Here is a 25,315-nt window from a genome sequence, read left to right as displayed (position 1 = left end):
TTGGTGAAGAAGTTGAAATCGTTGGTATCAAAGATACCGTGAAATCAACCTGTACCGGCGTTGAAATGTTCCGTAAGCTGCTGGACGAAGGTCGTGCAGGCGAGAACGTTGGTGTTCTGCTGCGTGGTATCAAGCGTGAAGAAATCGAGCGTGGCCAAGTACTGGCTAAGCCTGGTTCAATCAAGCCGCACACCCAGTTCGAATCAGAAGTGTATATCCTGAGCAAAGATGAAGGCGGCCGTCATACTCCGTTCTTCAAAGGCTACCGTCCTCAGTTCTACTTCCGTACGACTGACGTAACGGGCACCATCGAACTGCCAGAAGGCGTAGAGATGGTAATGCCGGGCGACAACATCAAAATGGTTGTTACCCTGATCCACCCAATTGCGATGGATGACGGTTTGCGTTTCGCAATCCGTGAAGGCGGCCGTACTGTAGGCGCGGGCGTTGTTGCTAAAGTTATCGCTTAATCGCTGATAAACTAAATGCATGAAAAAGGCACCTCGGTGCCTTTTTTTACGCCTCAATAATTAAATGGAAATTGAAATAAAAATAATTATCATTTACAATGACTGAGTTGGTTAAAAAATCGCTAGGAGCGGTTTCAAATGCCGTTTGCAGTGTCCTGAAAGGTAGCGTCAAAGACATTCGCGATAACGATGAGTCATTCTGGTATGTATGTTTGTTTGTGCAACGCAATTTCTGACAAAGTCATCCGTAATGCTGTTCGTCAGCACCAGCCTCAATCTATGCAACAATTACGCAAGCTCGTTCCTATCGGGACAGATTGCGGAAAATGTATTCGCCAGGCGCGTGTCATTTTTGAGGAAGAGCAGGCTAAAATTCCTGACATGTATGAAGTAGCATAAAATGTAGGGTCGTTTTTTTTGACTCTCTGCTGACCAGTTCTACACTTTAATAACTGGAGCGGAGGAGCATGTCATGAAAGGCGATAAAAAAGTCATCACACACCTGAATAAGTTATTGGGCAACGAGCTGGTAGCCATTAACCAATATTTTCTTCATGCCCGAATGTTTAAAAACTGGGGCTTAACCCGTCTTAACGATCACGAGTATCATGAGTCTATTGACGAAATGAAACATGCTGATCGCTACATCGAACGAATCCTGTTTCTTGAAGGCATCCCGAATCTGCAGGATTTGGGTAAGCTAAATATTGGCGAGGATGTCGAAGAGATTTTACGTTCTGACCTGCAACTTGAGTTAGATGGTGCAAAGAATTTACGTGAGGCGATTGCTCACTCGGATTCCGTGCATGACTACGTCAGTAGAGATTTAATGATAGAAATTCTTGCCGATGAAGAAGGGCATATCGACTGGCTGGAAACTGAATTGGATTTGATTTCTCGTCTTGGGATACAAAACTACCTTCAAGCTCAGTTAAAGGCTGAGTAACATGGCGTCGTAGTCTGCTGTCTACCTCAATCCGGCCGGACTAACGTTTATCGTTCCGGCCGCGTTTAAAATCATTTAATCCTGCTTATTGCTTCCCCAGCCAATTTGCGTATAATGCGCGAGCTTACTGAAACAAGGTAAGCCTGATTCAATCCGAATCAGAGAGTCAATATTGATTTATTGACTAAAACAATACTCCCGATATGGGGGTTATGTGCTGACGATTACACTCCCCCATCAATCGAAATGGGTGTGAGGAGTAATCATTTACGTTTATAAATAATTGGAGCTCTGGTCTCATGCAGAACCAAAGAATCCGTATCCGCCTGAAAGCGTTTGATCATCGTCTGATTGATCAATCAACTGCGGAAATCGTCGAGACTGCTAAGCGCACTGGTGCGCAAGTACGTGGTCCGATCCCGCTGCCGACCCGCAAAGAGCGCTTTACCGTTCTGATTTCTCCGCACGTCAATAAAGATGCGCGCGATCAGTACGAGATTCGCACTCACAAGCGTCTGGTTGACATCGTTGAGCCAACCGAGAAAACCGTTGATGCTCTGATGCGTCTGGATCTGGCTGCTGGTGTAGACGTGCAGATCAGCCTGGGTTAATCAGGTCATTGAGCGATTGAGAGGTTGAAACAATGATTGGTTTAGTCGGTAAAAAAGTGGGCATGACCCGTATCTTCACTGAAGATGGCGTATCTATCCCCGTAACCGTTATCGAAATTGAAGCAAACCGCGTAACTCAGGTTAAAGACCTGGCTAACGATGGTTACCGTGCTGTGCAAGTAACTACTGGTGCTAAAAAAGCAAACCGTGTTACCAAGCCAGAAGCAGGTCACTTTGCTAAAGCTGGCGTAGAAGCTGGCCGTACCCTGCGTGAATTCCGTCTGTCTGAAGGCGAAGAGTTCACTATTGGTCAGAGCATCAGTGTTGAAATTTTCGCTGACGTTAAAAAAGTAGACGTTACTGGTACATCTAAAGGTAAAGGTTTTGCTGGCACAGTTAAGCGCTGGAATTTCCGTACTCAGGATGCTACTCACGGTAACTCCTTGTCCCACCGCGCTCCGGGTTCTATCGGTCAGAACCAGACTCCGGGCAAAGTGTTCAAAGGCAAGAAAATGGCAGGCCAACTGGGTAACGAACGTGTAACTGTTCAGAGCCTGGATGTAGTGCGTGTTGACGCTGAGCGCAACCTGCTGCTGGTTAAAGGTGCTGTTCCGGGTGCTACCGGTAGCGACCTGATCGTTAAACCAGCTGTGAAGGCGTGAGGAGATAGCAATGGAATTAGTATTGAAAGACGCGCAAAGCGCGCTGACTGTTTCCGAAACTACCTTCGGTCGTGATTTTAACGAAGCGCTGGTACATCAGGTTGTTGTTGCTTATGCAGCAGGTGCCCGTCAAGGTACTCGCGCTCAAAAGACGCGTGCTGAAGTAACTGGTTCTGGTAAAAAACCTTGGCGTCAGAAAGGTACTGGCCGTGCGCGTTCAGGTTCTGTTAAGAGCCCGATCTGGCGTTCCGGTGGTGTAACCTTTGCTGCGAAGCCACAGGACCACAGTCAGAAAGTTAACAAAAAGATGTACCGCGGCGCGCTGAAAAGCATCCTGTCCGAACTGGTACGTCAAGATCGTCTGATCGTTGTCGAGACGTTTTCTGTAGAAGCACCGAAAACTAAGTTGCTGGCTCAGAAGCTGAAAGAAATGGCACTGGAAGACGTGTTGATCATCACTGGTGAACTGGATGAGAATCTGTTCCTGGCTGCACGTAACCTGTACAAGGTTGATGTGCGTGATGCAGCAGCAATCGACCCAGTTAGCCTAATCGCCTTCGACAAAGTCGTTATGACTGCTGATGCAGTTAAGCAAGTTGAGGAGATGCTGGCATGATCCGTGAAGAACGTCTGCTGAAAGTACTGCGCGCGCCGCACGTATCTGAAAAAGCATCTACCGCGATGGAAAAAACTAACACCATCGTTCTCAAAGTTGCTAAAGACGCGACTAAAGCAGAGATCGTTGCTGCTGTCGAGAAACTGTTCGAAGTAGAAGTTAAAGACGTAAACACCCTGGTAGTTAAGGGTAAAGTTAAGCGTCACGGACAGCGTATTGGTCGTCGCAGCGACTGGAAAAAAGCTTACGTCACCCTGAAAGAAGGCCAGAATCTGGACTTCATCGGCGGCGCTGAGTAAGTCGGAGGAGAAAGACAATGGCAGTTGTTAAATGTAAACCGACATCTCCGGGTCGTCGCCACGTTGTTAAAGTGGTTAACCCTGAGCTGCACAAGGGCAAACCTTATGCCCCGTTGCTGGAAAAGAACAGCAAATCCGGTGGCCGTAACAACAATGGCCGCATCACTACCCGTCACATCGGTGGTGGTCATAAACAGGCTTATCGTATTGTTGACTTTAAACGCAACAAAGATGGTATTCCTGCGGTTGTTGAGCGTCTGGAGTATGATCCGAACCGTTCCGCGAATATCGCGTTGGTTCTGTATAAAGACGGCGAGCGTCGTTACATTCTGGCGCCGAAAGGCCTGAAAGCCGGCGACCAGATTCAATCTGGCGTTGATGCTGCGATTAAAGCGGGTAACACCTTGCCGATGCGTAACATCCCAGTCGGTTCAACGGTTCACAACGTAGAAATGAAACCAGGTAAAGGCGGCCAATTGGCTCGTTCTGCTGGTACTTACGTTCAGATCGTTGCTCGTGATGGTGCTTACGTTACCCTGCGTCTGCGTTCTGGCGAAATGCGTAAAGTCGAATCCGACTGCCGCGCGACGCTGGGCGAAGTTGGCAACGCTGAGCATATGCTGCGCGTTCTGGGTAAAGCTGGTGCTGCACGCTGGCGCGGGATTCGTCCTACCGTTCGCGGTACGGCAATGAACCCAGTCGATCACCCACACGGTGGTGGTGAAGGTCGTAACTTTGGTAAGCACCCGGTGAGTCCGTGGGGCCTTCAGACCAAAGGTAAAAAGACCCGCAGCAACAAGCGTACTGATAAATTTATCGTACGTCGCCGTACTAAATAATCTTAGAGGATAAACCATGCCACGTTCTCTCAAGAAAGGTCCATTTATAGACCTGCACTTGCTGAAGAAGGTAGAGAAAGCGGTGGAAAGCGGAGACAAGAAGCCTTTGCGCACTTGGTCCCGTCGTTCAACGATCTTTCCAAATATGATCGGTTTGACCATCGCTGTCCATAATGGTCGTCAGCACGTTCCGGTGTTTGTTTCCGATGAAATGGTCGGTCACAAGCTGGGTGAATTCGCGCCGACTCGTACTTATCGCGGCCATGCGGCCGACAAAAAGGCCAAGAAGCGCTAAGGTAGGAGGAAGAGATGGAAACTATCGCTAAACATTGCCACGCTCGTTCTTCTGCTCAAAAGGTTCGCCTAGTGGCAGACCTGATTCGCGGTAAGAAAGTGTCGCAAGCTCTGGAAGTTCTGACCTACACCAACAAGAAAGCTGCTGGTCTGGTTAAAAAAGTGCTGGAGTCTGCTATTGCTAACGCAGAACACAACGATGGCGCTGACATTGATGATCTGAAAGTCGCGAAAATCTTCGTTGACGAAGGCCCAAGCATGAAGCGCATTATGCCGCGTGCTAAAGGTCGTGCGGATCGCATCCTGAAGCGTACCAGCCACATTACTGTGGTTGTGTCCGATCGCTGAGACTCTGGAGACTAGCAATGGGTCAGAAAGTACATCCTAATGGTATTCGCCTGGGTATTGTCAAACCTTGGAACTCTACCTGGTATGCGAATACCAAAGAATTCGCTGACAACCTGGACAGCGATTTTAAAGTTCGTAAATACCTGACGAAGGAACTGGAGAAGGCTTCCGTTTCTCGTATCGTTATCGAACGTCCTGCAAAAAGCATCCGTGTGACTATTCACACTGCTCGCCCAGGCATCGTGATCGGTAAAAAAGGTGAAGATGTTGAGAAACTGCGCAAAGTCGTAGCGGATATCGCTGGCGTACCTGCACAGATCAATATCGCAGAAGTTCGTAAACCTGAACTGGACGCAAAATTGGTTGCTGACAGCATCACTTCTCAGTTGGAACGTCGTGTCATGTTCCGTCGTGCTATGAAGCGTGCTGTACAGAATGCCATGCGTCTTGGCGCTAAAGGTATTAAAGTTGAAGTAAGTGGCCGTCTTGGCGGCGCTGAAATCGCGCGTACCGAATGGTACCGTGAAGGTCGTGTTCCGTTGCATACATTGCGTGCGGATATCGACTACAACACTTCCGAAGCGCACACTACTTATGGTGTTATCGGTGTGAAAGTGTGGATCTTCAAAGGTGAGATTCTGGGTGGTATGGCTGCAGTTGAACAACCGGAAAAACCGGCTGCTCAACCTAAAAAGCAGCAGCGTAAAGGCCGCAAGTAAGGAGAGTCGCTGATGTTACAACCAAAGCGTACAAAATTCCGTAAGGTGCACAAGGGCCGCAACCGTGGTCTGGCGCAAGGTACGGATGTTAGCTTCGGCACTTTCGGTCTGAAAGCTGTTGGCCGCGGTCGCCTGACTGCTCGTCAAATCGAAGCTGCACGTCGTGCCATGACCCGTGCTGTTAAGCGTCAAGGTAAGATCTGGATCCGTGTATTCCCGGACAAACCGATCACCGAAAAACCGCTTGAAGTTCGTATGGGTAAAGGTAAAGGTAACGTGGAATATTGGGTTGCCTTGATTCAGCCAGGTAAAGTCCTGTACGAAATGGACGGTGTGCCGGAAGAGTTAGCCCGTGAGGCATTCCAACTGGCAGCAGCGAAACTGCCTATCAAAACCACCTTTGTAACTAAGACGGTGATGTAATGAAAGCAAATGAGCTGCGTGAAAAGAGCGTTGAAGAGCTGAACACTGAGCTGCTCGGCCTGCTGCGCGAGCAATTTAACCTGCGTATGCAGGCTGCCAGTGGTCAGTTGCAACAGACTCACCTGGTAAAACAAGTGCGTCACAATATTGCACGTGTTAAGACTTTACTGACTGAGAAGGCGGGTGCGTAATGACCGATAAAATCCGTACTCTGCAAGGTCGTGTTGTAAGCGACAAAATGGAGAAATCCATGGTTGTTGCCATCGAACGTTTCGTGAAACACCCGCTTTACGGTAAATTCATCAAACGTACGACTAAGCTGCACGTACATGACGAGAACAATGAATGCGGTATCGGTGACGTGGTTGAAATCCATGAATGCCGTCCGCTGTCCAAAACTAAGTCTTGGACACTTGTTCGCGTTGTAGAGAAAGCGATTCTGTAATACAGTAGCGCTTCTCGAAAATAGATAAACGGCTCTGCAAAGGGCCGTTTATTTTTTCTACCCATACTAAGGAAGCAGTGTTATAATGCTGCGCCCTCAATTATGGGGTATTTAATGGCCCGAAAGGGTCCTAAAGTAGTAGTTGACATTAGCGGAGCACTAAAATGATCCAAGAACAGACTATGCTGAACGTGGCCGATAATTCCGGTGCACGTCGCGTAATGTGTATCAAGGTTCTAGGTGGCTCGCACCGTCGCTACGCAGGCGTCGGCGACATCATCAAAATTACCATCAAGGAAGCAATTCCTCGCGGTAAGGTGAAAAAAGGCGACGTTCTGAAGGCGGTAGTGGTGCGCACCAAGAAGGGTGTTCGTCGCCCGGACGGTTCTGTCATTCGCTTCGATGGAAATGCTTGCGTTATTTTAAACAATAACAGCGAACAGCCTATCGGTACGCGTATTTTTGGGCCGGTAACTCGTGAACTGCGTAATGAGAAGTTCATGAAAATTATCTCTCTGGCACCAGAAGTACTTTAAGGAGCGAATCATGGCAGCGAAAATCCGTCGTGATGACGAAGTTATTGTGCTAACCGGCAAAGATAAAGGTAAGCGCGGTAAAGTAAAAAATGTCCTGTCTGCTAGTAAGGTCATTGTTGAAGGTATTAACCTGGTTAAAAAACATCAGAAGCCGGTTCCGGCCCTGAACCAACCAGGTGGCATCGTTGAAAAAGAAGCTGCAATTCAAGTTTCTAACCTTGCAATCTTCAATGCGGCAACTGGTAAGGCTGACCGTGTAGGCTTTAGATTCGAAGACGGAAAAAAAGTCCGTTTCTTTAAATCTAATAGCGAAACTATCAAGTAATTTGGAGTAGTACGATGGCGAAACTGCATGATTACTACAAAGACGAAGTAGTTAAAAAACTCATGACTGAGTTTAACTACAATTCTGTCATGCAAGTCCCTCGGGTCGAGAAGATCACCCTGAATATGGGTGTTGGTGAAGCGATCGCTGACAAGAAACTGCTGGATAACGCAGCAGCTGATCTGACAGCAATCTCCGGTCAAAAACCGTTGATCACCAAAGCACGCAAATCTGTTGCAGGCTTCAAAATCCGTCAGGGCTATCCGATCGGCTGTAAAGTAACTCTGCGTGGCGAACGCATGTGGGAGTTCCTTGAGCGACTGATTTCCATTGCTGTACCTCGTATTCGTGACTTCCGTGGCTTGTCCGCCAAGTCATTCGATGGTCGTGGTAACTACAGCATGGGCGTGCGTGAACAGATCATCTTCCCGGAAATCGACTACGATAAAGTCGATCGCGTTCGTGGTTTGGACATTACCATTACCACTACTGCGAAATCCGATGATGAAGGCCGTGCGCTGTTGGCCGCCTTTAACTTCCCATTCCGCAAGTAAGGTAGGGTTACTAATGGCTAAGCAATCCATGAAAGCACGCGAAGTTGTTCGTGTGAAACTGGCTGAAAAATACCGCGCTAAACGCGAGGAATTGAAAGCTATCATCTCTGGTGTGAACTCATCCGACGAAGATCGTTGGGATGCAGTTCTTAAGCTGCAGACTCTGCCGCGTGATTCCAGCCCGTCTCGTCAGCGTAACCGCTGTCGCCAAACTGGTCGTCCGCACGCTTTCCTGCGGAAGTTCGGGTTGAGCCGTATCAAGGTCCGTGAAGCCGCTATGCGCGGTGAAATTCCGGGTCTGAAAAAGGCTAGCTGGTAATTGTCACCAATTGAATCACGGGAGTAAAGACAGATGAGCATGCAAGATCCGATCGCGGATATGCTGACCCGTATCCGTAACGGTCAAGCCGCGAACAAAGTTGCGGTCACCATGCCTTCCTCCAAGCTGAAAGTGGCAATTGCCAACGTGCTGAAGGAAGAAGGTTACATTGAAGATTTCAAAATCGAAGGCGACACCAAGCCAGTTCTGGAATTAGAACTTAAATATTTCCAGGGCAAGGCAGTGGTAGAAAGCATTCAGCGAGTAAGCCGTCCAGGTCTGCGCATCTATAAAAGAAAAGATGAGCTGCCAAAAGTTATGGCCGGTTTGGGTATCGCAGTTGTTTCTACCTCTAAAGGTGTTATGACTGATCGTGCAGCTCGCCAGGCTGGTCTTGGTGGCGAGATTATCTGCTACGTAGCTTAATCGGGAGGAAAAATGTCTCGTGTTGCAAAAGCACCCGTCGTCATTCCTGCCGGCGTAGAGGTAAAACTCAACGGTCAGGATGTTTCGATTAAGGGTAAAAACGGCGAGCTGAGTCGTAAGATCCATGATGCTGTTGAAGTGAAACAAGCTGACAACGCTTTGACTTTCGCCCCGCGCGAAGGTTTCGTTGATGGATGGGCCCAAGCGGGTACCACTCGCGCTCTGTTGAACGCAATGGTTATCGGTGTTACCGAAGGCTTCACTAAGAAGCTGCAACTGGTTGGTGTTGGTTACCGTGCTGCTGTTAAAGGCAATGTGGTTAACCTGTCTCTTGGGTTTTCTCACCCAGTAGAGCATGCACTGCCGGCAGGTATTACTGCAGAATGCCCAAGCCAAACTGAAATCGTACTGAAAGGTGCTGATAAACAGGTTATTGGTCAGGTTGCTGCGGAATTACGCGCCTACCGTCGTCCTGAGCCTTACAAAGGCAAGGGTGTCCGTTACGCCGACGAAGTCGTGCGTACCAAAGAGGCTAAGAAGAAGTAAGGTAACACTATGGATAAGAAAGCAGCTCGTATCCGTCGTGCGACCCGCGCACGCCGCAAGCTCCAGGAACTGGGTGCGACGCGTCTGGTGGTACATCGTACTCCACGCCATATTTATGCGCAGGTCATTGCACCGAACGGTTCTGAAGTCCTGGTAGCCGCTTCTACTGTAGAAAAAGCTATCGCTGAACAACTGAAGTCGACTGGCAACAAAGACGCTGCAATCGCAATAGGTAAAGCTATTGCAGAACGCGCGTTAGAAAAAGGCATCAAGAATGTCTCTTTCGACCGTTCCGGTTTCCAATATCATGGTCGAGTCCAAGCACTGGCAGATGCTGCCCGTGAAGCTGGCCTTCAGTTCTAAGGTAGAGGTGTAAGATGGCTCACATCGAGAAACAAGCTGGCGAACTGCAGGAAAAGCTGATCGCGGTAAATCGCGTATCTAAAACCGTTAAGGGTGGCCGTATTTTCAGCTTCACCGCACTGACAGTAGTGGGTGATGGCAACGGTCGCGTTGGTTTTGGTTACGGTAAAGCTCGCGAAGTTCCAGCAGCGATCCAGAAAGCGATGGAAAAAGCCCGTCGCAATATGATGAATGTCGCGCTGAACAACGGCACCCTGCAGCACCCGGTTAAAGGTGCTCACACGGGTTCTCGTGTGTTCATGCAGCCAGCTTCCGAAGGTACCGGTATTATTGCCGGTGGCGCAATGCGCGCCGTTTTGGAAGTTGCAGGGGTTCACAACGTATTGGCTAAAGCCTATGGTTCCACTAACCCGATTAACGTGGTTCGTGCAACGATTGATGGCTTGGCCAACATGAAGTCCCCGGAAATGGTCGCTGCCAAGCGTGGTAAATCCGTTGAAGAAATTCTGGGGTAATTGACCGTGGCAAAGACTATTAAAATCACTCAAACCCGTAGTGCAATCGGTCGTCTGCCGAAACATAAGGCGACACTGCTTGGCCTGGGTCTGCGTCGTATTGGTCATACTGTTGAACGTGAGGATACTCCTGCGGTTCGTGGTATGGTCAACGCGGTTTCCTACATGGTTAAAGTGGAGGAGTAACAGATGCGTTTAAATACTCTGTCTCCGGCCGAAGGTGCTAAACATGCACCGAAGCGTTTAGGTCGTGGTATCGGTTCTGGCCTGGGAAAAACTGGCGGTCGTGGTCACAAAGGTCAGAACTCTCGTTCTGGTGGTGGCGTACGTCGTGGTTTTGAAGGTGGTCAGATGCCTTTATACCGTCGTCTGCCGAAGTTTGGTTTTACTTCTCGTAAAGCAATGATCACGTCAGAAGTTCGTTTGTCTGATCTTGCTAAAGTAGAAGGCGACGTAGTTGACCTGAATACGCTGAAAGCCGCTAATGTTATTGGCATTCAGATTGAATTCGCGAAAGTGATTCTGTCTGGTGAAGTTGCTCGTCCGGTAACGATTCGTGGTCTGCGTGTCACTAAAGGTGCTCGTGCTGCTATCGAAGCTGCTGGCGGTAAAATTGAGGAATAAGTAGCAGATGGCTAAGCAACCAGGATTAGATTTTCAGAGTGCTAAAGGCGGAGTTGGTGAACTGAAGCGCAGACTTTTGTTTGTTATCGGTGCGCTAATTGTTTTCCGTATTGGCTCTTTTATCCCGATTCCTGGTATTGATGCCACTGTGCTTGCCAAATTGCTTGAACAGCAGCGAGGCACCATCATTGAAATGTTTAACATGTTCTCTGGTGGTGCTCTCAGCCGTGCTTCTATCTTTGCTCTGGGTATTATGCCGTATATTTCGGCATCGATTATTATCCAGTTGCTGACGGTGGTTCATCCCGCCTTGGCTGAAATAAAGAAAGAAGGGGAAGCTGGCCGTCGTAAGATCAGCCAGTATACCCGCTACGGTACCTTGGTATTGGCTATATTCCAGTCGATCGGTATTGCTACCGGTTTGCCAAATATGCCTGGAATGCAAGACTTGGTTATAAACCCAGGTTTTGCTTTCTACTTTACCGCTGTTGTAAGCCTAGTTACTGGGACAATGTTCCTGATGTGGCTGGGAGAACAGATTACGGAGCGTGGTATCGGTAACGGTATCTCGATCATAATCTTTGCTGGTATTGTTGCGGGTCTACCGCCGGCCATTGGCCATACCATCGAGCAAGCTCGGCAAGGCGACCTGCACTTCCTCCTGTTGCTGTTGGTTGCAGTTTTAGTGTTTGCAGTAACCTTCTTCGTTGTTTTCATTGAGCGTGGTCAACGTCGTATCGTCGTTAATTATGCAAAACGTCAACAAGGTCGTCGTGTTTATGCAGCACAGAGTACGCATTTACCGCTGAAAGTGAATATGGCCGGGGTTATCCCAGCGATCTTTGCTTCCAGTATTATTCTGTTCCCTGCCACGATTGCATCCTGGTTTGGGGGCGGTACCGGTTGGAACTGGCTGACAACTATTTCGCTGTATTTGCAGCCCGGACAACCGCTTTATGTGTTACTCTATGCGTCTGCAATCATCTTCTTCTGTTTCTTCTACACTGCGTTGGTTTTCAATCCGCGTGAAACAGCAGATAACCTGAAGAAGTCCGGTGCATTCGTGCCAGGAATTCGTCCGGGAGAGCAAACGGCGAAATATATCGATAAAGTAATGACTCGCCTGACTCTGATTGGTGCGATGTATATTACTTTTATCTGCCTGATCCCGGAGTTTATGCGTGACGCAATGAAAGTGCCTTTCTATTTTGGGGGTACATCTTTATTGATCGTTGTTGTCGTCATCATGGACTTTATGGCTCAAGTGCAAACTCTGATGATGTCGAGTCAATATGAGTCTGCATTGAAGAAAGCAAACCTGAAAGGCTATAACCGTTAATTAGGTGAGCTTGAGAAGTTACGGAGAGTAAAAATGAAAGTTCGTGCTTCCGTCAAGAAATTATGTCGTAACTGTAAGATTGTTAAGCGTAACGGTGTCGTTCGTGTGATCTGCAGTGCCGAACCGAAGCATAAACAGCGTCAAGGCTGATTATCTCGCATATTTTTCTTGCAAAGTTGGATTGAGCTGGCTAGATTAGCCAGCCAATCTTTTGTATGTAGCTGCAACATTATTTGAGTATCCTGAAAACGGGCTTTTCAGAATGGTGTTGCTGTATAAAATTGTAGGAGTGCATAGTGGCCCGTATAGCAGGCATTAACATTCCTGATCATAAACATACCGTTATTGCGTTAACGTCAATTTTCGGTATCGGTAAAACTCGGTCGCAGGCTATTTGTGCTGCAACAGAGATTGCCGAAAATGTTAAGATCAGTGAGCTGTCTGAAGAGCAAATCGATAAGCTGCGTGACGAAGTTGCCAAGTTTGTTGTAGAAGGTGACCTGCGTCGTGAAGTTACCCTGAGCATCAAGCGTCTTATGGACCTTGGTACTTATCGTGGTTTGCGTCATCGTCGTGGTCTGCCGGTTCGCGGTCAGCGTACCAAGACTAACGCCCGTACCCGTAAGGGTCCGCGCAAACCGATCAAGAAATAATCGGGGTGATTGAATAATGGCAAAGGCACCTATTCGTGCACGTAAGCGTGTAAGAAAGCAAGTCTCTGACGGTGTGGCTCATATCCATGCTTCTTTCAACAACACCATCGTAACCATTACTGATCGTCAGGGTAATGCGCTGGGGTGGGCAACTGCCGGTGGTTCCGGCTTCCGTGGTTCTCGTAAATCTACGCCGTTCGCTGCTCAAGTAGCTGCAGAACGTTGCGCAGAGGCCGTGAAAGAATACGGTATTAAGAACCTGGAAGTTATGGTTAAAGGACCTGGTCCGGGCCGTGAGTCTACTATCCGCGCATTGAACGCGGCTGGTTTCCGCATCACTAATATTACTGATGTGACTCCGATCCCTCATAACGGTTGTCGTCCGCCGAAAAAGCGCCGCGTATAACGCCGCTTTTAGGATTGTTGGAGAAAGAAAATGGCAAGATATTTGGGTCCTAAGCTCAAGCTGAGCCGTCGTGAAGGCACCGACCTGTTTCTGAAGTCTGGTGTTCGTGCGATCGATTCCAAGTGTAAAATTGAACAAGCTCCTGGCCAGCACGGTGCGCGTAAACCGCGTCTGTCTGACTATGGTGTACAGTTGCGTGAAAAGCAAAAAGTTCGCCGTATCTACGGTGTGCTAGAGCGTCAGTTCCGTAACTATTATAAAGAAGCAGCACGTCTGAAAGGCAACACAGGTGCAAACCTGCTGCAACTGCTGGAAGGTCGTCTGGATAACGTTGTTTATCGTATGGGTTTTGGTGCTACTCGCGCTGAATCACGTCAGATGGTAAGCCACAAAGCTATCATGGTAAACGGTCGCGTTGTTAGCATCGCTTCTTATCAGGTATCCCCGAATGACGTAGTCAGCATCCGTGAGAAAGCGAAAAAGCAATCTCGCGTGAAAGCCGCTCTGGAGCTGGCTGAACAGCGTGAAAAGCCAACTTGGCTGGAAGTTGATGCTGCCAAGATGGAAGGTGTGTTCAAACGTATTCCTGAACGTACCGATCTGTCTGCGGACATTAATGAACACCTGATCGTCGAGCTTTACTCCAAGTAAAGCTTAGTACCAAAGAGAGGACACAATGCAGGGTTCTGTGACAGAGTTTCTAAAACCGCGCCTGGTTGATATCGAGCAAGTGAGTTCGACGCACGCCAAGGTGACCCTTGAGCCATTAGAGCGAGGCTTCGGCCATACTCTTGGCAACGCACTGCGCCGTATTCTGCTTTCATCCATGCCAGGTTGCGCGGTGACCGAGGTTGAGATTGATGGTGTACTGCATGAGTACAGCACCAAAGAAGGCGTACAGGAAGATATCCTGGAAATCCTGCTCAACCTGAAAGGGCTGGCGGTGAGAGTTCAAGGTAAAGATGAAGTTATTCTTACCCTGAATAAATCTGGCATTGGCCCTGTGACTGCAGCCGACATCATCCATGATGGTGATGTCGAAATCGTCAAGCCGCAGCACTTAATTTGCCACCTGACCGATGAAAACGCATCTATTAGTATGCGTATCAAAGTTCAACGTGGTCGTGGTTATGTGCCGGCATCTGCCCGTATTCATACGGAAGAAGATGAGCGCCCAATTGGTCGTCTGTTAGTTGATGCTTGCTACAGCCCTGTAGAGCGTATTGCCTACAATGTTGAAGCAGCTCGCGTAGAACAGCGTACTGACTTGGACAAGCTAGTCATCGAAATGGAAACCAATGGCACGATCGATCCTGAAGAGGCGATCCGCCGTGCGGCTACCATTCTGGCTGAACAACTTGAAGCTTTTGTTGACTTACGTGATGTTCGTCAGCCAGAAGTTAAAGAAGAAAAACCAGAATTCGATCCGATCCTGCTGCGCCCTGTTGACGATCTGGAATTGACTGTCCGCTCTGCTAACTGCCTTAAGGCAGAAGCTATCCACTACATCGGTGATCTGGTACAGCGTACCGAGGTTGAGCTGCTCAAAACGCCTAACCTGGGTAAAAAATCTCTTACTGAGATTAAAGACGTACTGGCTTCCCGTGGTCTGTCTCTGGGTATGCGCCTAGAAAACTGGCCACCTGCAAGTATTGCTGATGAGTAACCAGATCACAGGTTAAGGTTTTACTGAGAAGGATAAGGTCATGCGCCATCGTAAGAGTGGTCGTCAACTGAACCGTAACAGCAGCCATCGTCAGGCTATGTTCCGTAACATGGCTAGTTCTTTGGTTCGTCATGAAATCATCAAGACGACCCTGCCGAAAGCGAAAGAGCTGCGTCGCGTTGTTGAACCGCTGATTACTCTTGCCAAGACCGACAGCGTTGCTAATCGTCGTCTGGCATTCGCCCGTACTCGTGATAACGAGATCGTGGCAAAACTGTTTAATGAACTGGGCCCGCGTTTCGCGAGCCGTGCCGGTGGTTACACTCGTATTCTGAAGTGTGGCTTCCGTGCTGGTGACAATGCGCCGATGGCATACATCGAGCTCGTTGATCGCTCAGTTTCTCAGACAGAAGAAGTAGCTACTGCAGAGTAATCTGTAAGAGCGTGAAAAAACCGGGGAAACCCGGTTTTTTTATATCTGAAATAAACTACGTTTTCGCAAGATCATGCATGGTAAGAAATTGCCTGTATCTGAATAAGTGGAAAAACACATACCTATCTGTTCTCATCCATCGATTTCGGCTATATACTCAGCACGTTTTATTTATGCACATACCATATCGATTCTATTAGGAGTGATGATGACCACATACCGCCATAAGCGTGGGAAAATTCAGGACAATGCCATTGAGGCACTGCTACATGACCCACTGTTTCGCCAACGAATCGAAGTGAATGAAAAAGGGAAAGGAAGTTATCGTAGAAAAGACAAACATATGAAGAAAAGTAGTTGGGAGGCCAGTGGTAAGCAATCAAATGATTATTTACCACTGGCCTTTCTACTTTCTGCGTAATACAGCTGTGCTTGAAGGGAAATTCAATTTTTACTGTTTGTGTTTTTCTTTAAGCAAATCGCGAATTTCAGCTAATAGCTTCTCTTCAGCACTCGGCTTCGGTGGTGCAGCTGGTGTATCTTCCTGTTTACGGCGCATTTTATTCATAAGCTTTATGGCTATAAAAATCGCGAAAGCGACGATGACAAAGTCAAAAATGTTCTGGATAAAAGCACCATAGTTCATGACAACGGCAGGAATTTCGCCTTGAGCGTCACGAAGAATAAGGCTGAATTGTTTAAAATCAACACCACCAATCAAAAGTCCAAGTGGCGGCATTATAATATCTGATACCAGAGAGGAAACAATTTTGCCGAAAGCGGCACCAATAATGACACCCACGGCCAAATCGACAACATTGCCACGCATGGCAAACTCTCTGAATTCTTTGATGATGCTCATATCCGTTCTCCTTGCCAAAAATATAAATTAATTCTAACCAATAGCTGTAACTTTGCCAGATTATCTGGTTGGCAGTGAATTTGTTCCTACATTACAAAAAGAAGGGGCTTGGTTGAAATAACCGTTCAACATCAGGCACAAATTTTTTGTCAGCCAAGAACATGATGACATGATCACCTTGCTCAATTTTGCTATTTGCGTTGGCAATAATGACGTCATCACCGCGAACAATTGCTCCGATGGTGGTACCTGGTGGAAGCTTAATGTCTTCAATCATTCTGCCGACGACTTTCGATGTGCCTTCGTCACCATGGGCGATCGCTTCGATCGCTTCGGCTACACCTCGGCGTAAAGAGGATACGCTAACGATGTCTGCCTTACGTACGTGGCTGAGTAACGCAGAAATTGTCGCCTGCTGTGGTGAGATTGCGACATCAATGACGCTGCCCTGAACCAGATCGACATAAGCTCGGCGCTGGATGAGCACCATTACTTTTTTCGCGCCCATGCGTTTAGCCAGCATTGCTGACATAATATTTGCTTCATCATCGTTGGTAATAGCGATGAATACATCGATCTGCTCGATATGTTCTTCGGCGAGAAGCTCTTGATCTGAGGCATCGCCATGAAACACTACTGTATTTTGCAGAAGTTCAGCCAACTCCACCGCCCGGTCTGCATTTCGTTCTATCAGCTTGATGCTGTAATCTTTTTCTAACCGCTGTGCCAATCCTGCACCGACGTTCCCACCACCAACGATCATGATCCTTTTATACGGTTTTTCAAGGCGTTGCAATTCGCTCATTACTGCTCGAATATGCTGAGAAGCGGCGACAAAAAACACCTCGTCACCCGCTTCGATTATGGTAGAACCTTGTGGACGAATTGGACGGTCGTGGCGGAAAATAGCGGCAACTCGGGTATCCACGTGGGGAATATGTTCACGGAGAGAGGTGAGGGCATTACCGACCAATGGGCCGCCATAGTAGGCATTAACAGCGGCAAGGCTCACTTTGCCTTCAGCGAAGTTGACGACCTGAAGTGCTCCGGGATATTCGATCAGCTTGTAAATGTTATCGATCACCAACTGCTCTGGGGAGATAAGGTGATCGATGGGAACGGCTTCTGGTAAAAATAGCTGCTCTGATTCACGAATATATTCAGCAGCACGAATGCGTGCAATTCGATTTGGTGTTTTGAAAAGAGAATAAGCGATTTGGCATGCTACCATATTCGTTTCATCTGAATTGGTAACTGCAACCAGCATATCTGCATCTTCCGCCCCTGCTTCGCGCAGCACACGCGGATGAGAGGCATAGCCTGTAACGACACGTAGATCAAACTTATCCTGAAGTTGGCGTAACCGATTTGCATCAGTATCAACGACAGTGATGTCATTGTTTTCACCCGCTAGGTTTTCCGCCAGTGTTCCGCCGACCTGACCTGCGCCAAGAATGATAATTTTCATAATAAGCTATGCCGTTTATTGATTGCCGCTTGTTGCAGACAATACTGGGTTCAATATCAGTTTTTTACCAGCTTCGCATAAAAGAAACCATCACCGCCATCAGCATGAGGGAGCATCTGTATACCCGGCATTTCACTTGTACCGGTATCAACAAGTGCTGCATCGGCATGGCGAGACAGGAAATCCGTAACTTGTTGGGCATTTTCTTGCGGCAGAATTGAGCAGGTGGCATAAACCATCGTGCCACCTGTTTTGAGGTGTGGCCAAATGGCATCAAGAATCTCTTTTTGCAGTGCAACTAATTCTTCGATGTCTCTGTCTCGGCGTAGCCATTTAATATCAGGATGACGACGAATTACGCCAGTAGCGGAACAAGGGGCGTCCAACAGAATGCGATCAAATACACGTCCTTCGCACCATGAGTCGGGGTAACGTCCATCGCCTTGTTTGACTTCAGCATGCATTTGTAGCCGAAGTAAGTTTTCTTTTACTCGGCCTAAGCGTGTTTCATCAACATCGACAGCGAGCACATGAGATTTTGGTGCTGCCTCTAAAATGTGTGTCGTTTTTCCACCCGGAGCGGCGCAGAGATCGAGGATCTGCTCATCATCTTGTGGATCAAGCCAATAGACGCAGCCTTGGGCTGAAGCATCCTGTACGGTAGCCCACCCTTGTGAAAATCCTGGCAATTGATCGACGGCACATGGAGAAGCAAGCCGTATCGCATCGCTGTATTCGGTATGAGGAAACGCTTCGATTCCTTCTTGCACCAACAAGTTTAAATACGCTTCTCGCGTATGGTGTAACCGATTCACGCGTAGCCACATCGGAGGGCGTTGATTATTTGCCTCAGCGATGTCTTTCCAGTTATTTGGATAGGCATGCTCAATACGGGCTAACAGCCAGCTTGGGTGCAAGTAGTGAGACGAGTGAGTTGCTTCACGCTGAATGAGTTCTTCCTGCTGGCGCTGGAATTGGCGTAATACGCCGTTAATCAGCCCCTTGAGTTGTGGCCTTTTTAACGCCACGGCGCCTTCTACTGTTTCTGCCAGAGCAGCATGTGGCGGGATTCGCGTATAGTGCAGTTGGTAGATGCCGACCATGATGAGGTAATGCAACGTGCGTTGTTTGCCCGTTAGAGGCTTAGCCATCAGTTGTTGGATACACCATTCCAACTGCGGTAAAACGCGTAATACGCCGAAGCAAAGCTCTTGTAAAAGTGCGCGATCTTTATCGGAAACATCACGCTGATGAACAGGCAATAAGGCGCTGAGCGATTGCCCCTGATCCAGAACTTGTCCCACCACTTTTGCGGCAATACTGCGTAGGTTGTATGAGCTTTTCATGTGTTAGCGATGACGTATACGTAAAAGGGAGAGGATATACCGGCATGACGCCGGTATGAAAAATAGATTAGTTCAGTGTATTACCGGGAACGAACCACTCACGGCGTGAGTTGAGTAGATCCTGCGCACTCATTACTTTCTTGCCTGCGGGCTGTAATTCCTGAATATTCAAAATGCCATTGGCGGTTGCTACCTGAATACCCTGCTTATCTGCCTGTAGGATTGTGCCTGGCTGTGAGTCATGTGCTTTGGCGATGACCTCAGCTTTCCAGACTTTCACCGGTTGTTCATCTACGATGAAATAGCTGACTGGCCAAGGATTAAAAGCACGAATACAGCGCTCAAGCTGCTCGGCAGATAGCTGCCAGTTTAGACGGGCTTCTTCTTTGCTGAGCTTTTCTGCATAGGTGGCAAGGGCATCGTTTTGTGCTTCAGCGACAGCGCTGCTATCTGCAAGCAGTTCCAGCGTTTCTAATAAGCCGCGCGGGCCCAGCTCAGCAAGTTTACCGTACAGCGTTGCGCTAGTATCCTGTGGCAGGATGGGGCACGCAATTTTGTGTAGCATCGCGCCCGTATCGAGTCCAACGTCCATTTGCATGATCGTCACGCCCGTTTCACTATCTCCTGCCCACAATGCACGTTGTATCGGCGCAGCTCCACGCCAGAGAGGCAGTAAAGAACCGTGTACATTAATGCAGCCAAGGCGAGGCATGGATAGCACAGGCTGCGGCAAAATTAAGCCGTAAGCGACAACAACCATAACATCGGCATCTAACGCTTCAACCATTGCCTGATTTTCTGCTGGTCGCAGAGATTTAGGCTGGAAAACGGGGATGTTATGTTGCTCTGCCAGCACTTTTACCGGGCTTGGTGTGAGCTTGTTACCTCTACCGGCTGGTCGGTCAGGCTGTGTGAAAACGCCAACGATCTCATGCCCTGATGATAAAAGTGCGTCAAGGTGACGCGCTGCAAAATCAGGGGTTCCGGCAAAGATGATACGTAAAGAATCAGACACGGTGCTTCCTGTCAGGATGAAAATTATCGGGGCCGGCTATTCTGCTTAGCTAGTTTTTCCAGTTTTTGACGAATGCGCTGGCGTTTAAGCGGGGAAAGGTAATCGATAAACAATTTCCCAACCAGGTGGTCCATTTCATGCTGAATGCAAATGGCAAGTAGCTCGCTTGCTTCAAGTTCGAACGGTTTACCTTCACGATCCAATGCGCGAACTTTTACATGCTCTGCACGAGGAACCAGCGCTCGAGTTTCAGGGATCGACAAGCAACCCTCTTCAATGCCCGTATCGCCGCTCTTTTCAATCAGCTCGGGATTGATCAGCACCAGCCGTTGATCCCGCTCTTCAGAGACGTCAATAACAATAATGCGTTGATGAATGTCCACTTGTGTCGCGGCCAAGCCGATACCTTCTTCTTCGTACATGGTATCGAACATATCATCCACGATACGTTGAATATCTGCATTGACTTCTTTTACGGGTTGCGCAGTGATGCGGAGCCGCTCGTCTGGAAAATGTAATACCTGCAAAACTGACATATATGTTTAGATCTGTATCTGAATAGTGAGAGAGCTTTAGTGCCCATTCTAGACATTTCCTGCCTCGATTGACAGCATCAGCACCGAATTGCACCACTAATCGGAACAGAGCAGCATGAGGGACGCGGATGCTATCAACGGAAATCTGGCTACGCATGACGGGCGTGCGGCACTTAGGTGTCAGGCGCCTTCGAACTATTGTCAAAAAGCTGATTGATTTAAATACGTTCGATAACGAGACTTTGGGGGCGTTAGGTCTGTCTGATGCTCAAATAGCACAATTTTGTACCTATGATCGCAGGATCCTGGAAGACACACTCAACTGGTTGTCCCATCCCAATCATCATATCATATCGTGACGTGCGAAGATGCCCTTTATCCCTTTCTGTTAAGTAATATTCGTGATTTTCCGCTGTTGCTCTTTATCTCTGGTTCTCCTGAGTTATTGGCATCGCCACAAATATCGATTATTGGTAGCCGGGGTAGTAGTGCTTACGGTGAACGCTGGGGATGCTTTTTCGCCCAAGAGCTTGCCGCGAATGAACTTACAGTAACAAGCGGACTAGCAATTGGTATCGACGGCATTGCTCATCGTGCCGCTTTGGATTCGGGAGGAAAAACAATTGCAGTGCTGGGAAGCGGACTGAGGAATATTTATCCCAAGCGTCACGTCAAGCTTGCCGAGCGTATTTGTGGCGATGGTGGTGCTTTGGTCTCAGAATTCCCCCTCGCTATGCCGCCTTTCCCAACCAACTTCCCTAGAAGAAACCGAATCATTAGCGGGCTAGGGCTGGGAGTTTTGGTCATTGAAGCATCTATCCGCAGTGGGTCATTGGTTACCGCGCGTTACGCACTGGAGCAAGGACGGGAGGTTTTTGCTCTGCCGGGGCCTATCGGTAACCCTATGACGGAGGGAACACACTGGTTAATCCAGCAAGGGGCCAGTCTGGTTACACATCCGAAGGATATTCTTGAACAGTTGGTGAGTGAATTACAGTGGCTGCCAACGGAAAGCGGGCAAACTATTTCTAACGAAGAAGAGGATGGCGAATTGCCATTTGCCGACGTGTTGGCTAACGTAGGAGATGAGGTTACACCTGTTGATGTTGTCGCTGAACGTGCCGGCCAACCTGTGCCAGAGATAGTCATTAAGCTATTAGAGCTGGAGTTAGCAGGATGGATCGCAGCAGTACCCGGCGGCTATGTCCGATTAAGGAGGGCAAGCCATGTTCGACGTACTCATGTACTTGTTTGAGAGTTACATCCACAATGAAACTGAAATGCGTGTCGATCAGGATACGTTAACTGATGACCTCACCCGCGCTGGATTTCATCGTAACGATATCTATAGCGCGTTGAGTTGGCTGGAAAAATTAGCCGATATTCAGGAAGGGCAGACTGCGCCGCTTTATTTGGCGAGCGATCCTCTAGCTATGCGCATCTATACGCAGGATGAAACGTTGCGTCTTGATGCGGAATGTCGTGGCTTTTTATTGTTTCTTGAGCAAATTCAGGTTCTAAATCTTGAAACGCGGGAAATGATTATTGAACGCGTTATGGCATTGGAAACGCAGGAGTTTGATCTGGAAGATCTAAAGTGGGTCATTCTCATGGTGCTTTTCAATGTGCCAGGTTGTGAGAATGCCTATCAGCAAATGGAAGAATTACTCTTTGAGGTCAATGACGGTTATGTGCAATAGCCTGAGGAATAACAGTTCGAATGGTTAAGCCTGCACTGTTTGCTGAAAAAAAACAGGAAATATGTCCAGACTGTGGGTCAGAGCTGGTTATCCGTTCTGGTCGTCATGGCCCATTCCTTGGCTGTTCTGCGTATCCGGAATGTGAATTTATTCGCCCGCTGAAGGCGCAAGCGGATGGGCATATCGTCAAGGTATTGGATGGGCAGCAATGTCCGCTTTGCCAGTCGACATTGGTACTACGGCAAGGCCGCTATGGAATGTTCATCGGCTGTGGCAATTACCCTGAATGCCACCATACCGAGACTATTGATCGCCCTGATGAAACGGCAATTCGATGCCCACAGTGTAATGAAGGCACGCTGTTACAGCGTAAATCTCGCTACGGTAAGGTGTTTCATTCTTGCGATCGCTATCCCGATTGCCAGTTTACGTTAAACCATAAGCCGATAGCGGGTGAATGCCCTTCTTGCCATTACGCTTTATTGTTTGAGAAAAAGACGGCACAAGGCACCAAGCTATTTTGTGCGAGTAAATTATGTGGAAAACCGATAGCGGCAGAAGTTGATAAGAATGAATGATGTGTCTGATGAACTACTAGTTCCCATTTTGCGGGAGTTACATAATGAACAGGTTATTGCGTACCCGACTGAAGCGGTATTTGGGTTGGGGTGCGATCCTGATAGTGAAGTGGCGGTTAATCGCCTGCTGGCGTTAAAACAACGTCCCTGGCAAAAAGGACTGATCCTGATTGCGGCAGATTTTAGCCAATTGGTGCCTTACATTAATGACAGCGCGTTATCCGATGAGCAAAAGGCTATGATGTTTTCCACATGGCCAGGTCCGGTTACTTGGGTATTACCTGCAAAACCTACGACGCCGCAGTGGTTAACGGGGCAATTTTCCTCGCTTGCGGTACGCGTTAGTGACCATCCATTAGTTAAGGAACTGTGCCAGCACTACGGTAAACCGTTGGTGTCGACCAGTGCCAATTTAAGCGGTCAGCCTCCTTGCCGTACTGCTCTGGAAGTCTCTCTTCAGTTTGGCGATGATTTCCCTGTGCTAGTTGGGGACGTCGGCGGAAGAATGAATCCATCAGAAATCAGGGATGTATTAACAGGCGAGCTCATTCGTCAGGGGTAACGGCAAGGTGGAGGGGAACGTGTCTGAAGTAACGTCTTTTGCAGTTTTTGGCAATCCGATTGCACATAGTAAATCACCTCGCATACACGAGCTATTTGCGGCGCAGACGGGGATAACGTTGACGTACCAGCGCGTGTTAGCGCCTCTGGATAATTTTGAGCAGATGCTGCGCCAGTATTTTCACGATGGTGCTGGTGGCGCGAATGTGACTGCGCCCTTTAAAGAGCGAGCCTTTTCCGAAGCCGATGAGCGTAGCGAATGTGCTGCGCTTGCGGGGGCGGTTAATACATTGAAGAGACTGAGCGACGGCCGCCTGTTTGGTGATAATACTGATGGCATCGGTTTGCTCAGCGATCTGCAACGATTAGAGTTGGTAAAACCTCTGGATCGTGTTTTGCTCGTTGGTGCGGGTGGTGCGGCGCGTGGAGTTATCCAACCTTTGCTGGCCTATGGTTGTACTGTCGTGCTGACAAATAGGACTTTTTCCAAGGCTGATGCATTAGCGAAGATCTTCTGTGATATCGGTGATATTCAAGCTATTGCTCTTGACGATCTGCATGGCAAGTCTTTCGATCTGATCATTAACGCAACATCTTCTGGGATGTACGACAGTATTCCTAACTTACCGCCAGAACTCATTTCTTCGGAAACGAGCTGTTATGACATGTTTTATTTACCGCAACTCACACCCTTTTTGTCATGGTGCGTACAAGAGGGAGCTGTCCATTATGCAGATGGTTTGGGAATGCTGGTGGGGCAAGCGGCACATGCGTTTAAACTTTGGCATGGTGTGATGCCGGACGTGGAACCAGTGATTGGTTTACTGAAGCAGGATCTCGCTAAATGAATCAGGCGATCCAGTTCCCAGATCGTGAAAGTTGGGATGATAAGGTAATGGCGATCCGCTTTCCTGTTTTAGTAAATGGCTTTCTGCAGGAATGTCTAGTGAGCGCAGAGCCGCTCCAGCGACGTTATGGCGGTGATAGCCCCGAACAGTGGCTGGCGCTGTTCAGGGAACATCGATGGGATCTTGAAGATGAATTGGAAAAAATGATCATTGCTGAAGAATGGGATGATGAGGGCTATTACTCATTATCCTGAGCAAGGTATTCATCTTTCCAACGAACATAGTTATTGGCCGAGTACATCAGTCCCTCTATTTCTTCTTGTGTCAGTGGCCGAATTTTCTTCACTGGGCTGCCAACGTATAGATGTCCTTTCTCTAAGCGTTTTCCTGGCGGGACCAAACTGCCAGCACCAATCATGACATCATCCTCGACAACGACGCCATCGAGGAGTATTGACCCCATTCCGACCAGAACCCGATTTCCTATTTGGCAACCGTGCAGCATTGCTTTATGTCCCACAGTGACATCTTCCCCAATAATAAGTGGGTTACCTTCAGGTTTTTTCTCTGAACAGTGGGTGATATGAAGCACTGATCCATCCTGGATATTACTCCTGGCACCGATAGTGATGTAGTTAACATCGCCGCGTATGGCGACAAGAGGCCAGATACCGACATCATTGCCTAGTGTTACCTTGCCAATCACCACGCTGGAATGATCGACCATGACTCTTTCACCTAAAATGGGCGAGATACCGTTATAACGACGGAATGTTTTTGCACTCATCGACAACCTCACAGTTATTTACCACATGCTGATTATTCGCATTAACAGACAAAATATCGACAGATATGCGGCTGCGGCAACTGAAAAATGGCATGGATCGAATAAGATCTCATCGAAATGGTCGAAAAACATGCGAATAGAAAAAAAGATCAAGAAAGTTGTTGTGTAACGAAAACGGATCCCTATAATGCGCCTCCATCGACACGGCGCTGTGAACACACAACCGGGTCGATAAAG

At 48.2% G+C, this 25,315-nt stretch carries 43 protein-coding genes and 1 pseudogene; 38 read left to right on the top strand and 6 right to left on the bottom strand.

Translation table 11 applies throughout. The features are described 5' to 3' along the window. From A0G03_RS08565 to A0G03_RS08410, 32 genes are all read left to right on the top strand, one after another. A partial coding sequence (locus A0G03_RS08565) for an EF-Tu C-terminal domain-related protein (RefSeq protein WP_244177706.1) occupies positions 1-470 on the top strand: 470 nt, incomplete at its 5' end. 204 nt (positions 471-674) lie between these two features. Further along, the gene (gene bfd, locus A0G03_RS08560) at positions 675-869 is read left to right on the top strand and encodes a bacterioferritin-associated ferredoxin (protein WP_005970281.1); all 195 of its coding nucleotides are present in this window, start codon (positions 675-677) and stop codon (positions 867-869) included. A 73-nt stretch (positions 870-942) separates the two neighbouring features. Beyond that, positions 943-1,416, top strand: a complete 474-nt coding sequence (gene bfr, locus A0G03_RS08555) for a bacterioferritin (protein ID WP_048262676.1) — start codon at positions 943-945, stop codon at positions 1,414-1,416. Positions 1,417-1,715: 299 nt separating this feature from the next. After that, on the top strand, positions 1,716-2,027 hold the full coding sequence (gene rpsJ / locus A0G03_RS08550; RefSeq protein ID WP_001181005.1) for a 30S ribosomal protein S10: 312 nt from the start codon (positions 1,716-1,718) through the stop codon (positions 2,025-2,027). 32 nt (positions 2,028-2,059) lie between these two features. Next, on the top strand, positions 2,060-2,689 hold the full coding sequence (gene rplC / locus A0G03_RS08545) for a 50S ribosomal protein L3 (RefSeq protein ID WP_048262674.1): 630 nt from the start codon (positions 2,060-2,062) through the stop codon (positions 2,687-2,689). 10 nt (positions 2,690-2,699) lie between these two features. Further along, on the top strand, positions 2,700-3,305 hold the full coding sequence (gene rplD, locus A0G03_RS08540) for a 50S ribosomal protein L4 (RefSeq protein WP_039308906.1): 606 nt from the start codon (positions 2,700-2,702) through the stop codon (positions 3,303-3,305). Continuing rightward, positions 3,302-3,604, top strand: coding sequence for a 50S ribosomal protein L23 (gene rplW / locus A0G03_RS08535; protein WP_005970277.1), 303 nt, complete (start codon positions 3,302-3,304; stop codon positions 3,602-3,604). The genes rplD and rplW overlap by 4 nt, the downstream gene beginning before the upstream one ends. A gap of 17 nt (positions 3,605-3,621) precedes the next feature. Further along, on the top strand, positions 3,622-4,443 hold the full coding sequence (rplB, locus tag A0G03_RS08530; protein WP_014701619.1) for a 50S ribosomal protein L2: 822 nt from the start codon (positions 3,622-3,624) through the stop codon (positions 4,441-4,443). A 16-nt stretch (positions 4,444-4,459) separates the two neighbouring features. Further along, complete coding sequence (gene rpsS / locus A0G03_RS08525) at positions 4,460-4,738, top strand: 30S ribosomal protein S19 (protein WP_004929772.1); 279 nt, start codon at positions 4,460-4,462, stop codon at positions 4,736-4,738. 14 nt (positions 4,739-4,752) lie between these two features. Beyond that, positions 4,753-5,085 (top strand): 50S ribosomal protein L22, encoded by a 333-nt coding sequence (rplV, locus tag A0G03_RS08520; protein WP_005970275.1) that lies wholly within the window; start codon positions 4,753-4,755, stop codon positions 5,083-5,085. Between the two features lie 17 nt (positions 5,086-5,102). Then, positions 5,103-5,804, top strand: a complete 702-nt coding sequence (gene rpsC / locus A0G03_RS08515; RefSeq protein WP_005970274.1) for a 30S ribosomal protein S3 — start codon at positions 5,103-5,105, stop codon at positions 5,802-5,804. A 12-nt stretch (positions 5,805-5,816) separates the two neighbouring features. Continuing rightward, entirely contained in the window at positions 5,817-6,227 is a 411-nt protein-coding gene (rplP, locus tag A0G03_RS08510; protein WP_005970273.1) for a 50S ribosomal protein L16, read from the top strand. Then, on the top strand, positions 6,227-6,418 hold the full coding sequence (gene rpmC, locus A0G03_RS08505) for a 50S ribosomal protein L29 (protein WP_005970272.1): 192 nt from the start codon (positions 6,227-6,229) through the stop codon (positions 6,416-6,418). Before rplP ends, rpmC begins: the two co-directional genes overlap by 1 nt. Beyond that, positions 6,418-6,672 carry a 30S ribosomal protein S17 gene (gene rpsQ, locus A0G03_RS08500; protein ID WP_048262672.1) on the top strand — a complete coding sequence of 85 codons (255 nt, stop codon included), beginning with the start codon at positions 6,418-6,420 and terminating at the stop codon, positions 6,670-6,672. The genes rpmC and rpsQ overlap by 1 nt, the downstream gene beginning before the upstream one ends. A 164-nt stretch (positions 6,673-6,836) precedes the next feature. Then, positions 6,837-7,208 carry a 50S ribosomal protein L14 gene (rplN, locus tag A0G03_RS08495; protein ID WP_000613954.1) on the top strand — a complete coding sequence of 124 codons (372 nt, stop codon included), beginning with the start codon at positions 6,837-6,839 and terminating at the stop codon, positions 7,206-7,208. 10 nt (positions 7,209-7,218) lie between these two features. After that, positions 7,219-7,533, top strand: a complete 315-nt coding sequence (gene rplX / locus A0G03_RS08490) for a 50S ribosomal protein L24 (protein ID WP_005970267.1) — start codon at positions 7,219-7,221, stop codon at positions 7,531-7,533. A gap of 14 nt (positions 7,534-7,547) precedes the next feature. Further along, positions 7,548-8,087 (top strand): 50S ribosomal protein L5, encoded by a 540-nt coding sequence (gene rplE, locus A0G03_RS08485; protein WP_011095504.1) that lies wholly within the window; start codon positions 7,548-7,550, stop codon positions 8,085-8,087. A gap of 13 nt (positions 8,088-8,100) precedes the next feature. Beyond that, positions 8,101-8,406: a 30S ribosomal protein S14 gene (gene rpsN, locus A0G03_RS08480; RefSeq protein WP_010286114.1), complete on the top strand. Its 306-nt coding sequence runs from the start codon at positions 8,101-8,103 to the stop codon at positions 8,404-8,406. Positions 8,407-8,439: 33 nt separating this feature from the next. Continuing rightward, complete coding sequence (gene rpsH, locus A0G03_RS08475; RefSeq protein WP_005970261.1) at positions 8,440-8,832, top strand: 30S ribosomal protein S8; 393 nt, start codon at positions 8,440-8,442, stop codon at positions 8,830-8,832. A gap of 12 nt (positions 8,833-8,844) precedes the next feature. Further along, entirely contained in the window at positions 8,845-9,378 is a 534-nt protein-coding gene (rplF, locus tag A0G03_RS08470) for a 50S ribosomal protein L6 (protein ID WP_005970259.1), read from the top strand. Between the two features lie 9 nt (positions 9,379-9,387). Beyond that, positions 9,388-9,741 (top strand): 50S ribosomal protein L18, encoded by a 354-nt coding sequence (rplR, locus tag A0G03_RS08465; protein WP_048262670.1) that lies wholly within the window; start codon positions 9,388-9,390, stop codon positions 9,739-9,741. A gap of 14 nt (positions 9,742-9,755) precedes the next feature. Continuing rightward, entirely contained in the window at positions 9,756-10,256 is a 501-nt protein-coding gene (rpsE, locus tag A0G03_RS08460; protein WP_005970257.1) for a 30S ribosomal protein S5, read from the top strand. A gap of 6 nt (positions 10,257-10,262) precedes the next feature. Then, on the top strand, positions 10,263-10,442 hold the full coding sequence (gene rpmD / locus A0G03_RS08455) for a 50S ribosomal protein L30 (RefSeq protein WP_004846568.1): 180 nt from the start codon (positions 10,263-10,265) through the stop codon (positions 10,440-10,442). 3 nt (positions 10,443-10,445) lie between these two features. Continuing rightward, positions 10,446-10,880: a 50S ribosomal protein L15 gene (gene rplO, locus A0G03_RS08450; RefSeq protein WP_011095501.1), complete on the top strand. Its 435-nt coding sequence runs from the start codon at positions 10,446-10,448 to the stop codon at positions 10,878-10,880. 7 nt (positions 10,881-10,887) lie between these two features. Then, the gene (gene secY, locus A0G03_RS08445; protein WP_005970255.1) at positions 10,888-12,219 is read left to right on the top strand and encodes a preprotein translocase subunit SecY; all 1,332 of its coding nucleotides are present in this window, start codon (positions 10,888-10,890) and stop codon (positions 12,217-12,219) included. A gap of 33 nt (positions 12,220-12,252) precedes the next feature. Next, a complete protein-coding gene (gene rpmJ / locus A0G03_RS08440; RefSeq protein WP_002227352.1) occupies positions 12,253-12,369 on the top strand; it encodes a 50S ribosomal protein L36 in 117 nt (38 codons plus the stop codon). 146 nt (positions 12,370-12,515) lie between these two features. Next, positions 12,516-12,872 carry a 30S ribosomal protein S13 gene (gene rpsM / locus A0G03_RS08435; RefSeq protein ID WP_011095499.1) on the top strand — a complete coding sequence of 119 codons (357 nt, stop codon included), beginning with the start codon at positions 12,516-12,518 and terminating at the stop codon, positions 12,870-12,872. Between the two features lie 16 nt (positions 12,873-12,888). After that, positions 12,889-13,278 carry a 30S ribosomal protein S11 gene (rpsK, locus tag A0G03_RS08430; RefSeq protein WP_002919257.1) on the top strand — a complete coding sequence of 130 codons (390 nt, stop codon included), beginning with the start codon at positions 12,889-12,891 and terminating at the stop codon, positions 13,276-13,278. Between the two features lie 30 nt (positions 13,279-13,308). Beyond that, positions 13,309-13,929, top strand: coding sequence for a 30S ribosomal protein S4 (gene rpsD, locus A0G03_RS08425; protein WP_005970249.1), 621 nt, complete (start codon positions 13,309-13,311; stop codon positions 13,927-13,929). A 25-nt stretch (positions 13,930-13,954) separates the two neighbouring features. After that, the gene (locus tag A0G03_RS08420) at positions 13,955-14,944 is read left to right on the top strand and encodes a DNA-directed RNA polymerase subunit alpha (protein WP_005970247.1); all 990 of its coding nucleotides are present in this window, start codon (positions 13,955-13,957) and stop codon (positions 14,942-14,944) included. 40 nt (positions 14,945-14,984) lie between these two features. Further along, positions 14,985-15,377, top strand: coding sequence for a 50S ribosomal protein L17 (gene rplQ / locus A0G03_RS08415; protein WP_005970246.1), 393 nt, complete (start codon positions 14,985-14,987; stop codon positions 15,375-15,377). A gap of 208 nt (positions 15,378-15,585) precedes the next feature. Further along, positions 15,586-15,798 carry an alternative ribosome-rescue factor A gene (locus A0G03_RS08410; protein WP_048262665.1) on the top strand — a complete coding sequence of 71 codons (213 nt, stop codon included), beginning with the start codon at positions 15,586-15,588 and terminating at the stop codon, positions 15,796-15,798. 30 nt (positions 15,799-15,828) lie between these two features. On the opposite strand, the gene mscL is transcribed toward A0G03_RS08410, so the two are convergent. The 5 genes from mscL to def all read right to left on the bottom strand — a co-directional run bounded on the left by mscL (position 15,829) and on the right by def (position 20,604). Beyond that, complete coding sequence (gene mscL / locus A0G03_RS08405; RefSeq protein ID WP_048262664.1) at positions 15,829-16,239, bottom strand: large-conductance mechanosensitive channel protein MscL; 411 nt, start codon at positions 16,237-16,239, stop codon at positions 15,829-15,831. Between the two features lie 91 nt (positions 16,240-16,330). Further along, positions 16,331-17,707, bottom strand: coding sequence for a Trk system potassium transporter TrkA (gene trkA, locus A0G03_RS08400; protein ID WP_010304922.1), 1,377 nt, complete (start codon positions 17,705-17,707; stop codon positions 16,331-16,333). A 56-nt stretch (positions 17,708-17,763) separates the two neighbouring features. After that, positions 17,764-19,053, bottom strand: a complete 1,290-nt coding sequence (rsmB, locus tag A0G03_RS08395; protein ID WP_048262662.1) for a 16S rRNA (cytosine(967)-C(5))-methyltransferase RsmB — start codon at positions 19,051-19,053, stop codon at positions 17,764-17,766. Positions 19,054-19,120: 67 nt separating this feature from the next. Continuing rightward, complete coding sequence (fmt, locus tag A0G03_RS08390) at positions 19,121-20,068, bottom strand: methionyl-tRNA formyltransferase (protein ID WP_048262660.1); 948 nt, start codon at positions 20,066-20,068, stop codon at positions 19,121-19,123. 23 nt (positions 20,069-20,091) lie between these two features. Beyond that, positions 20,092-20,604 carry a peptide deformylase gene (gene def, locus A0G03_RS08385; protein WP_048262659.1) on the bottom strand — a complete coding sequence of 171 codons (513 nt, stop codon included), beginning with the start codon at positions 20,602-20,604 and terminating at the stop codon, positions 20,092-20,094. 128 nt (positions 20,605-20,732) lie between these two features. Between def and dprA the strand changes: the two are divergent. The 6 genes and pseudogenes from dprA (at position 20,733) to A0G03_RS08355 (ending at position 24,545) form a co-directional block, all read left to right on the top strand. Beyond that, positions 20,733-21,859: pseudogene (dprA, locus tag A0G03_RS08380) on the top strand (DNA-protecting protein DprA). Next, entirely contained in the window at positions 21,831-22,304 is a 474-nt protein-coding gene (smg, locus tag A0G03_RS08375; protein WP_048262657.1) for a DUF494 family protein Smg, read from the top strand. Before dprA ends, smg begins: the two are co-directional and overlap by 29 nt. A gap of 20 nt (positions 22,305-22,324) precedes the next feature. Then, positions 22,325-22,882: a DNA topoisomerase family protein gene (locus A0G03_RS08370; protein ID WP_048262656.1), complete on the top strand. Its 558-nt coding sequence runs from the start codon at positions 22,325-22,327 to the stop codon at positions 22,880-22,882. Then, positions 22,875-23,444 carry an L-threonylcarbamoyladenylate synthase type 1 TsaC gene (gene tsaC / locus A0G03_RS08365; protein ID WP_048262654.1) on the top strand — a complete coding sequence of 190 codons (570 nt, stop codon included), beginning with the start codon at positions 22,875-22,877 and terminating at the stop codon, positions 23,442-23,444. The genes A0G03_RS08370 and tsaC overlap by 8 nt, the downstream gene beginning before the upstream one ends. Before the next feature lie 19 nt (positions 23,445-23,463). Continuing rightward, complete coding sequence (gene aroE, locus A0G03_RS08360) at positions 23,464-24,291, top strand: shikimate dehydrogenase (RefSeq protein WP_048262652.1); 828 nt, start codon at positions 23,464-23,466, stop codon at positions 24,289-24,291. Beyond that, positions 24,288-24,545, top strand: a complete 258-nt coding sequence (locus tag A0G03_RS08355; RefSeq protein WP_048262651.1) for a DUF1488 family protein — start codon at positions 24,288-24,290, stop codon at positions 24,543-24,545. The genes aroE and A0G03_RS08355 overlap by 4 nt, the downstream gene beginning before the upstream one ends. Here A0G03_RS08355 and A0G03_RS08350 read toward each other — a convergent pair. After that, positions 24,530-25,078: a gamma carbonic anhydrase family protein gene (locus A0G03_RS08350; protein WP_048262649.1), complete on the bottom strand. Its 549-nt coding sequence runs from the start codon at positions 25,076-25,078 to the stop codon at positions 24,530-24,532. The two genes, A0G03_RS08355 and A0G03_RS08350, sit on opposite strands and share 16 nt — an antisense overlap. Between the last annotated feature and the right edge of the window lie 237 nt (positions 25,079-25,315).

It is taken from the genome of Pectobacterium peruviense, from assembly GCF_002847345.1.
Classification (GTDB): Bacteria; Pseudomonadota; Gammaproteobacteria; order Enterobacterales; family Enterobacteriaceae; genus Pectobacterium; species Pectobacterium peruviense.
The sequence above is the reverse complement of the archived record's forward strand: the minus strand, read 5'-3'. Positions and strand labels throughout refer to the sequence as shown.